The sequence below is a fragment of the Bartonella sp. AP30XZML genome, assembly GCF_042195945.1.
Taxonomy (GTDB): domain Bacteria; phylum Pseudomonadota; class Alphaproteobacteria; order Rhizobiales; family Rhizobiaceae; genus Bartonella.
In genome coordinates, this window is the sequence record NZ_JBHIPJ010000017.1 from 1 (window position 1) to 1189 (window position 1189).

Sequence of the window (1189 nt, forward strand, 5' to 3'; positions counted from 1 at the left end):
AACAAGCATTATTTATTCAATGATCTTAGAGACGATACCGGCACCAACAGTACGACCACCTTCACGAATAGCAAAACGAAGTTTCTCTTCCATCGCTATCGGAACGATCAACGAAACATCCATCGCAACATTGTCACCTGGCATAACCATTTCCGTTCCTTCTGGAAGCGTAACAATACCTGTAACATCCGTCGTGCGGAAGTAAAACTGAGGACGATAATTCGTGAAAAATGGTGTATGACGTCCACCTTCATCTTTTGTCAAAATGTAAGCTTCTGCTTTAAACCGTGTATGAGGTGTAACGGATCCTGGCTTTGCCAATACTTGACCACGCTCAATCCCTTCACGGTCAACACCACGTAGCAGAGCCCCTATATTATCACCCGCTTGACCTTGATCCAAAAGCTTGCGGAACATTTCAACGCCTGTAACCGTCGTCTTAGACGTTGGACGAATACCGATAATCTCGATTTCCTCTCCAACTTTAATAACACCACGCTCAACACGACCCGTAACAACGGTTCCACGACCCGAAATCGAAAATACATCCTCTATCGGCATCAAAAATGGTTGATCAACAGGACGTTCAGGGGTTGGAATATAATTATCAACTTCACTCATTAAAAGACGAACAGCATCTTCACCAATGCTTTTATCCTTATCCTCAAGGGCTGCCAACGCAGAACCCTTAACAATTGGTATATCATCGCCTGGAAAATCATATTTGGATAAAAGTTCCCGAACCTCAAGCTCTACAAGCTCCAAAAGTTCTGCATCATCAACCTGATCAACTTTATTAAGAAAAACAACAATTGCTGGAACACCAACCTGACGTGCAAGCAAAATATGCTCACGCGTCTGAGGCATTGGTCCATCAGCTGCTGAAACAACCAAAATAGCACCATCCATCTGTGCTGCCCCTGTGATCATGTTTTTCACATAATCAGCGTGTCCTGGACAATCAACGTGCGCATAGTGACGATTTTCCGTTTCATACTCAACGTGTGCTGTAGAAATAGTAATTCCACGTGCGCGTTCCTCTGGCGCAGCGTCAATTTGGTCATAAGCTTTAAATTCACCAAAATATTTCGTAATCGCTGCTGTCAACGAGGTCTTCCCATGATCAACGTGACCAATCGTACCAATATTAACATGCGGTTTTGTTCGTTCAAACTTGCTCTTCGCCATT

1 protein-coding gene is annotated in these 1189 nt (G+C 43.7%); it reads right to left on the reverse strand.

The annotated features are described in order from the left end of the window. Positions 1 to 12 precede the first annotated feature (12 nt). Complete coding sequence (tuf, locus tag ACFIL2_RS00505) at positions 13 to 1188, reverse strand: elongation factor Tu (RefSeq protein ID WP_012755022.1); 1176 nt, start codon at positions 1186 to 1188, stop codon at positions 13 to 15. Between the last annotated feature and the right edge of the window lies 1 nt (position 1189).

What these genes read in the sequence shown, in the direction of transcription:
- tuf (WP_012755022.1), bottom strand. Translation starts at nt 1,188, where the DNA reads ATGGCGAAGAGCAAGTTTGAACGAACAAAACCGCATGTTAATATTGGT.